Origin of the sequence: uncultured Legionella sp. (assembly GCF_937871865.1) — a bacterium.
Classification (GTDB): domain Bacteria; phylum Pseudomonadota; class Gammaproteobacteria; order Legionellales; family Legionellaceae; genus Legionella.
This window is the reverse complement of record NZ_CALMPD010000267.1, coordinates 1-7,394: the sequence shown is the minus strand read 5'-3', so window position 1 is coordinate 7,394 and position 7,394 is coordinate 1. Positions and strand designations below refer to the sequence as shown.

The following is a 7,394-nucleotide window of genomic DNA, read 5'->3' as shown; positions in this document are numbered from 1 at the left end:
CCAAGCCTTGACATGCTTTGAATAGGTTTTTCAGCCAATCGATGCGTTTATGATCTGAGCGTTCTAAAACGAATTCATCACCAATGAATAAATAATCTAAATTATCAAAGGGCAGTCCATAAACAGATAGCTCGTCAAGATTATTTACCTGATAGATTAAGGCATCCACGGTCTTATTTAATAATAACGAGCGCCCAGCCGTAAATAATGATTCAGTCACCGCGACGGTTTTGCCGTTAATATAAGCACTATCTGATTGAGCCAAGCCAATAGTGTTATATTGGTTTAGTAAAACCTGCTGTATGCCTTCAATGAACCCAGGTTTAATCGCATTTCCTAATACGCCAACAATAGGAATACGTCCCTGTTCGGGTAACAGTTTTAATAAAATATCTTTATAAATATGTGGGGCAGTTATGATGCCTAATTGAGGCTGGGCATTCACTTCTATAATGGCTCCTTCCTGTTCAAGATAAGATTTTTTTATATCAGGTAGAAGCAAATCGATGCCCGCAAGATCCAATCGCAATAAATTCGCGGCGGTTTCTGCCAGGCGCTTGTTATCGGGGTGAACCTTATCGTTTACTGCAATAGGAGTTCCGCCTGAAGAAATATTGGCAATGGTGTTCACAGCAACAAATTGCCCCTGCTTGGGTATGCTATCCACGTTATAGCCTTGTTCCGCAAGGAACACAATAACATCAGCTGTAAACTCTATAGTCTTTGCCGTAGATGGATTTTGATTTTTTTGTTGTATATTTAATTCTTGAACCAAAGCATTAATCGAACGTTTACCATCACCTACAATTCCTGCTGGAATTCGCTCAATTGCCCAAATCAGTTCACCATGCAGTACTTGCAGGCGATAATCCTTTCCCATAATATGCTTTTCTACTAATACTTGCTCTGAATAGTTTCGAGCATTGAGATAAGCGTTCTTTACCGACTGTTCTGATTGTAACCTCGCAAATACCCCAGTGCCTCCATCTTCATTAAGAGGCTTTACTACAACAGGATATCCAATTTTTCGTGCGGCATTCACTGCTTCGACTTCACTTCGTACAAAATAGTGCTTAGGTACCGGTAAGCCTGCTTTGCGTAATAGTGCGGCTGTAGATAATTTATTTTTGGCTAATCCCGTGGCAAGAACAGATGTTTTATCCGTAAAGGAGCTGTCCAGCCACAATGAGTTTCTCCCATAACCGAGCTGAAATATATTTTGCTCAACAAACATCCATGGAATACCTGCAATATGAGCTGCTCGTAAAAATCGTAACGAATTAGAGCCTTGTGGTGCATAAGGTTTGAGATGATTAATTAATTCTTCTTTACGTATAATCTGCCGATTATCTGACAAATGTGCTATCTGAAAAACACTTTGGTTAAACAATTTCAACATGACATCGATAAGGTAAGGCAGAAATTGCTCTTCTAGCATAGGAATATAAAGATGGAATTCATTCGTTGTGCTTGCCGATACTTTGAGGTGAGGTGAATCAAAAATAGGAAATCCCGCCTCTTCTTGTAACGCGCAAAGCCCTTTGCCAAAAGCAAGCGCCATAGATTCAGCCGTATTAAGGTTTGCAAAAAAATCTAACGTGGATTTAAAATAGGAATTGTATGCTGCTTGAACCTTTTGCAACTGAGATGAATTAACCTGCTCAACCAATAGTGTTATAAACGCTGTAGGCTGACGATGTCCAGAAGCATACCCTCTAAAAAAAATCGGAGCATTGAGCAGTTTTACCATATGATTCGGCGCTACTGTTACGGGTACGATGTTTGTTGAGTAGTTGGTGGACAAACCGACTGATTTAGTGGACATATATTGATATGGAGTATACGTTTGTTTCATCTAAAATAAATCTCATCCGCTGTCGTGGCTCTATTTAACCTGCACAATATCCTACTTTAAAGTGACAAGCAATTTCGATTTAAAAATGCTAAAAACACTTGGTTTCTCAGATGCTGTATAACTCTATGATAATGATAAATTATCGACTTGTATCTCACCTGTATATTCTATATAGTTTTAAGACCTTTTAGTACGTTAAGCGCATGTGATAACTACTCGTGAAATAGAATATAAAGATGAAGATACCGTTTGCAAAGGATTTATTGCATACGACAGCAGTTCATTACATCCTCGTCCTGGTGTGATGATAGCCCATGATTGGGTGGGGCGGAGCAAGAGTGTTTGTGATAAAGCAATACAACTTGCTGCTCTGGGGTATGCAGGTTTTGCTATTGATATGTATGGCGACGCACGGTTTGGTAATGATAAGGCTGAGAGAAGGGCGCTGATGGCACCTCTGATGCACGATCGCAATAAATTGGTTGCCCGTATATGGGCGGCACTAAATGCTTTAAGTCAACAGCCTTTTATCGATAAGGATAAAATTGGCGCTATTGGTTATTGTTTTGGTGGATTATGTGTATTGGATCTGGCACGTTCTGGCGCTGATATTAAAGGTGCGGCCTGCTTTCATGGATTGCTCTCTGAGCCAGAAGAGATAGTTAGAGTGCCTGTTAATGCAAAAATATTGATTTTACATGGCTACGATGATCCCTTGGTCAAACCGGAAGCGATAGCTCAATTTGCCCTGGAAATGAACCAGCGTAAGGCCGATTGGCAAGTGCATATGTATGGTCATACCCAACATTCGTTTACTAATCGCGAAGCTAATGATGATGAGATGGGGCTCCATTATAATGAATGCGCTGATCACCGTTCCTGGCAAAGTACACTGGATTTTTTAAACGAGATTTTAAATTAAAGGCTAAGCAGTTTGATTGCATTATTACGCAGCAAATCGTTTTTTCGCTGCTCGGGCAGACTCGCTTCTTGAAAAAAACGCTCTGAAAAATCAACCCAGTTGAGAATATCCATTTGATCTGTTTGTCCAAGATCAGAACTATAAATTACTCTGGGAATTGCTGATAACACTTGAGTAAAATCTTCCTTGCTCTGATGCCCCAGAAGATAGGTCAGTGCTGTTTGTTCTATCCATATAAATTTATGGTGTGCTAATTCCATTAAGTCATGAGCATTTAAGCCGGTTAGGGGATTGGCAGGTTGATTCAGTAATAAACTATTAACCTTTAATTGGATACAAGCATTTACCAGCTCATAGAGCTCTTCTTTTGAGGCATGGCCTGTGGAGAGAACAATCGGATAATCATTGGCCATCTTCAATAAATCAATTACCTCTTTTCGCAGGTGGTTGTTGCTATCAAAAATAGTTTCACTGTTTAGAGTATGTTCTTTTAATTCAGGATGAACCAGTACTCGAGATAATCTGGATTTAATTGTTCTGCCGGTTATTGTTGGTAAGTGAACAATCATTTTAGCTGCAATTAAAGGATGATATTCACCGAGCGCCTGCATGACTACCCTATAGTCTATTCCTCCGGCAATATGGTTTAGCACTAATGATGGTAATACCGGCAAGCCCGATTTCTGGGCCAGTGATGCCTGAATACTGGTAGCTCCCAAATGACTTTTTAGGACTATCAATCCCTTTATTGATTGATACAGTGTGCCTGCTTCAAGGGCATCCCAACGACGCAGATAGAGATCCGGGTTTGCATGATAATGAATATCAATTAATTTATAATCAGTAAGTTCATGCAAAATAACACCTCATTGTTTATCACCTTCCCATGGCTTTTCATAATGAAAATCTGCTCTGGCCTGTTCCAGAGTGCTGCCTGATTTAATTGCGGATTTAATCTTGTCCTCAGTGGCTCTGATATTGTGTATTTTAACTAAAATATCACTGATCATATTTTGGGGGATGACTAAAACCCCGTTATCATCGGCACAGATAATATCTCCAGGATTAATGGTTATATTATTAATATGCAGTGAGCATTGCTCATCGGTTTTGTAAACGCGATTTTTTCCTGAACGCATATATACTGCATTGCAATAAACCGGATAATTTAGAGCATGTATCAATTCTACGTCACGAGCAGCTCCATGAATGACCGTTCCTGCAATCTGTTTGTGCTGCGCCATTTGGGTCAAAATTTCTCCCCAGACAGTACAATCAACTCTACCGTTATTGTCTATGACTATAATGGAGTGTGGGGGCACTTTATCAATGTAGTTTGCTGCGTTTTTAAATGTTGATGGTTGTTCTTCATATGGGGCGTATTGAATTGTATACGCCGAACCAATCAGTTTGGTTCCAGGAGACAAGGGCTTTATATGAAGTAAGGCTCCTTCGATACCACAGGCATCAAGTGCATCTGAAATTTCACTAGTACTGAATTTTTTTAGCTGTTCGATTTGTTTTGTCATTGAGTCGGTCACAAGTATTTGTTTTTTGTTTATCTCATTATTCTTCCTCATCAATGACGTAGAGTTTTGCTTGTTGGCTGCTTGGATGCATTGCTCGATGATTTCGTGAGCCATTTCTATGGTACTGCTCTTGCCTCCAAGATCATTGGTAATAATACGTCCTTCTTTTATCACTTTTTCGACGGTTGCTATAATTTGGTTGGCTTGTTGTTTAAAGCCAAAATGATCTAATAACATGCTAATGGTGAAAAACATGGCGCTTGGGTTGGCACTATTTTTTTTCATTTTTGGTCCACTACCATGAACCGGCTCGAAATAACTCCCTTTTAAGCCAATGTTGGCACTGGGGGCAAAACCTAATCCCCCCATTACCCCGGCAGCGACATCAGACAAAATATCACCAAACATATTTTCTGCAACGATAACACCAAATTGCTCAGGCCTTCTGATCATCCATAAGGCCACGGCATCAACATTTAAAATATCGGCATGGATCTGGGGGTATTGACTGGCTGTTTCTTCAAAAAGTTCTCGAGCAAAGGCGCTGCTTTGACGCAGCACATTGGGCTTGTCTGCAAAAGTGACTCGGGGGAGCTCATGTTGGTTTGCATACTCAAATGCAAACTGGAATAAGCGCATTAATCCCGCTTTGGATTGGAGACGTAGTGCACAACTCAATTCATGAGCTGGAGTAGATTGCCATTGCGGTTGTTCATGCAATAGGTTGATTATAGGCTCTGGGGGCGGATAGTAATCAAAACCGGCATACAGTCCTTCCGTATTTTCCCGGATGATGCAAAAATTGAACTTCTTCTCGTCGCTGGTAACGGAAAAGCAAGGCCTTACGTTGGCAAAGAGATCTAATTGCTGACGTAATTGAATAATCGGGGATACATATTGGGAGTGGTTTTGTAATTCTGCAGCCAATTCTTGTTGGGCTTCGCGCATCGGTTTGCTGGTTATCGCACCTAATAATACCGTGTCTGTTTCTGATATCAGTTGCCAGGTTCGTGCAGGCACAGGAGTTCCTTCCTTTTTCCAGTAAGGCCAGCCTATGTCCCCATAATGTAGTTCAATCGGGAGATGCAGGGCTTTAAATATTGGCAGTGCCGCTTTTGTTACTTCTGCTCCAATACCATCACCGGGTAATACGGCAATCTTTAGTAATTTGCTAGGCATTTAAGGCCTCTCTGATCGCCTTTTGGCAATACTGGGGATTATCCCTGAGCATGCGCATTCCAGCTTCAGGTACTTTAAGCAAGGTGCCTGTATTCGGTTTAATGACGTTGTCTTTATTTACCAAATGAGATTGCTCGCCAATTAAATGAAGATGTTTGTTGGTATTGGTCTTTAATATCGGTGTGGAATCTGTTTCCAGCACACGGGCTAACCCATAGATGACTCTTTTTGCTGCGTGTTCATGATTGAACGAATGAGCAGGTTGCAGGGGTATTTCATTGGGATAATAAACATATTGATAAAGGGTATGCAGTGCCTGGTCTACCTGATTTCTTGTACAAAGAGCGATTACCTCCTCCAATTTGTTCGCCAGGGTGCTGTCGGCACAACTTGGGGTGGAAAATAATACTACGGGCTTATTTAGATCATTAAATAAAGAAAAGCATTGCTGTAATATGACACCGCCAAATGAAAATCCAAAAAATGCATCATAGTGAGGAAGGTCTGAACGTAATTTTTTCTCCCATAAACGATAGTAATCTGTTTTAGATACATCATCCATTATGGATAGGCTGTCTATCGGATGAATCGTGTACTCATCTTCAAGAAAAGATAAGGGGCTGATAACTGATTCTATATATGATGGATCTGGGGTATCAGGGGTTAGAACCATTATTTTCTTTTTTGCCATTGTGACCTCATATTGATATTTCGATAAAGCGATGTTTTATCTGTGCATGCAGTGCATGTTGTGCATTACATTTTTTGATTAAATAGCTTAAGATCTGCTGTTGAAAAATCGGATATGCCTCTTACAAATTCATCCATTTCAATGGCCTCGTGGCCAATGTTTAAAGCATGACGAACATAGTTTGATGCAGTTAATACTGATTGTAAATCGTATTTTTTTATGTTGTTGGCATGTAAACAGGCAATAAAAAACTCAGTTTTTAAGTTCCCTGTCCCTTTGCCCATACCAGCAAGAGATGCATCGACAAACTGAACTCCGGCATTCATTGCTGCTAGTGCATTGTATTGAGCCAGCCCAATATTATCATGAGCATGAAAACCAAAAGGAATCATGTAGTTGCTGGTGTAGCGTTCATAAATTGCCTGGATGCGATGCGGCAAAATACTGCCATTTGAGTCAGCAAAGTAGATGATGTCAGGCTTATATTTGCTGACTTTATCCACTACCTCATCCAGTTCTTCATCCGAATAATAAGTCATATGGATGAAATTTGCGGAAACCGGCAAGTTTAATTTTTGCGCCAGCTCTATTACTGGTATGGCTTCCGGCAACCCATTTTTTGCTATACATATCCGTAATAAACCGACACCATACTCTATTAACTCCAATAGATCTGCTTCGTTGATGTTATTAGGATGAGCCATAACCGCAATAGTTGATTTTTTTATTAAGGATTGGCAAATAAGGAGATAATCTTTAGTAGATAATCCTGCTCGGCCGATGCCGTCGATGGGGTGTAGTGAACCATTTCGGTAGCCTATTTCGATGTAATCGATTCCTGAATTATCTAAAGGCAGCAGAATATTCTGTAAATTCTCATCCGTAAAATGAAAGTTTGTCCGATGTCCACCATCTCTTAAAGATGCATCAAGTAGTTGAACTGAATTCATTGATTTACCTCTATTTCCTTTTCTCTCATCACTCTAATTATAGTACTTTTACCTATGATGATCATGAAAATCGGGAATTAAATGAGGCAATGTTTATTTCGATGAATATTTATCCAAAGAGAACTTAGGGAATTAACCAATAAATGATGCCTAAAGCCAGCAATACAATTGAGGTTCTCAGGTAAAACGAAAGATATTTATTTTTATAAAGAGAATACAAATAAGCAACAGGGTGTTTCAATATAAAGGAACGCATCATTTTTCTGGT

The 7,394-nt window shown here is 39.9% G+C and carries 6 protein-coding genes; 1 reads left to right on the top strand and 5 read right to left on the bottom strand.

Annotated features, from left to right (window positions below; all coding sequences use genetic code 11):
* On the bottom strand, nt 1-1,855 hold a 1,855-nt coding region (locus Q0495_RS14435; protein WP_298627544.1), incomplete at its 3' end, for an acetate--CoA ligase family protein.
* A gap of 205 nt (nt 1,856-2,060) precedes the next feature.
* Between Q0495_RS14435 and Q0495_RS14430 the strand changes: the two genes are divergently transcribed.
* Complete coding sequence (locus Q0495_RS14430) at nt 2,061-2,777, top strand: dienelactone hydrolase family protein (protein ID WP_298627542.1); 717 nt, start codon at nt 2,061-2,063, stop codon at nt 2,775-2,777.
* Here Q0495_RS14430 and Q0495_RS14425 read toward each other — a convergent pair.
* The 4 genes from Q0495_RS14425 to Q0495_RS14410 all read right to left on the bottom strand — a co-directional run bounded on the left by Q0495_RS14425 (nt 2,774) and on the right by Q0495_RS14410 (nt 7,126).
* On the bottom strand, nt 2,774-3,634 hold the full coding sequence (locus Q0495_RS14425) for a DUF6282 family protein (RefSeq protein WP_298627540.1): 861 nt from the start codon (nt 3,632-3,634) through the stop codon (nt 2,774-2,776). The two genes, Q0495_RS14430 and Q0495_RS14425, sit on opposite strands and share 4 nt — an antisense overlap.
* A 9-nt stretch (nt 3,635-3,643) precedes the next feature.
* Complete coding sequence (locus tag Q0495_RS14420) at nt 3,644-5,485, bottom strand: isocitrate/isopropylmalate family dehydrogenase (RefSeq protein ID WP_298627538.1); 1,842 nt, start codon at nt 5,483-5,485, stop codon at nt 3,644-3,646.
* The gene (locus Q0495_RS14415; protein ID WP_298627537.1) at nt 5,478-6,176 is read right to left on the bottom strand and encodes an alpha/beta hydrolase; all 699 of its coding nucleotides are present in this window, start codon (nt 6,174-6,176) and stop codon (nt 5,478-5,480) included. Before Q0495_RS14415 ends, Q0495_RS14420 begins: the two co-directional genes overlap by 8 nt.
* 65 nt (nt 6,177-6,241) lie before the next feature.
* The gene (locus Q0495_RS14410; RefSeq protein ID WP_298627536.1) at nt 6,242-7,126 is read right to left on the bottom strand and encodes a 4-hydroxy-2-oxovalerate aldolase; all 885 of its coding nucleotides are present in this window, start codon (nt 7,124-7,126) and stop codon (nt 6,242-6,244) included.
* Between the last annotated feature and the right edge of the window lie 268 nt (nt 7,127-7,394).

Coding starts and splice junctions, on each gene's coding strand:
- Q0495_RS14410 (WP_298627536.1), bottom strand. CDS start 7,126: ATGAATTCAGTTCAACTACTTGATGCATCTTTAAGAGATGGTGGACAT.
- Q0495_RS14415 (WP_298627537.1), bottom strand. CDS start 6,176: ATGGCAAAAAAGAAAATAATGGTTCTAACCCCTGATACCCCAGATCCA.
- Q0495_RS14420 (WP_298627538.1), bottom strand. CDS start 5,485: ATGCCTAGCAAATTACTAAAGATTGCCGTATTACCCGGTGATGGTATT.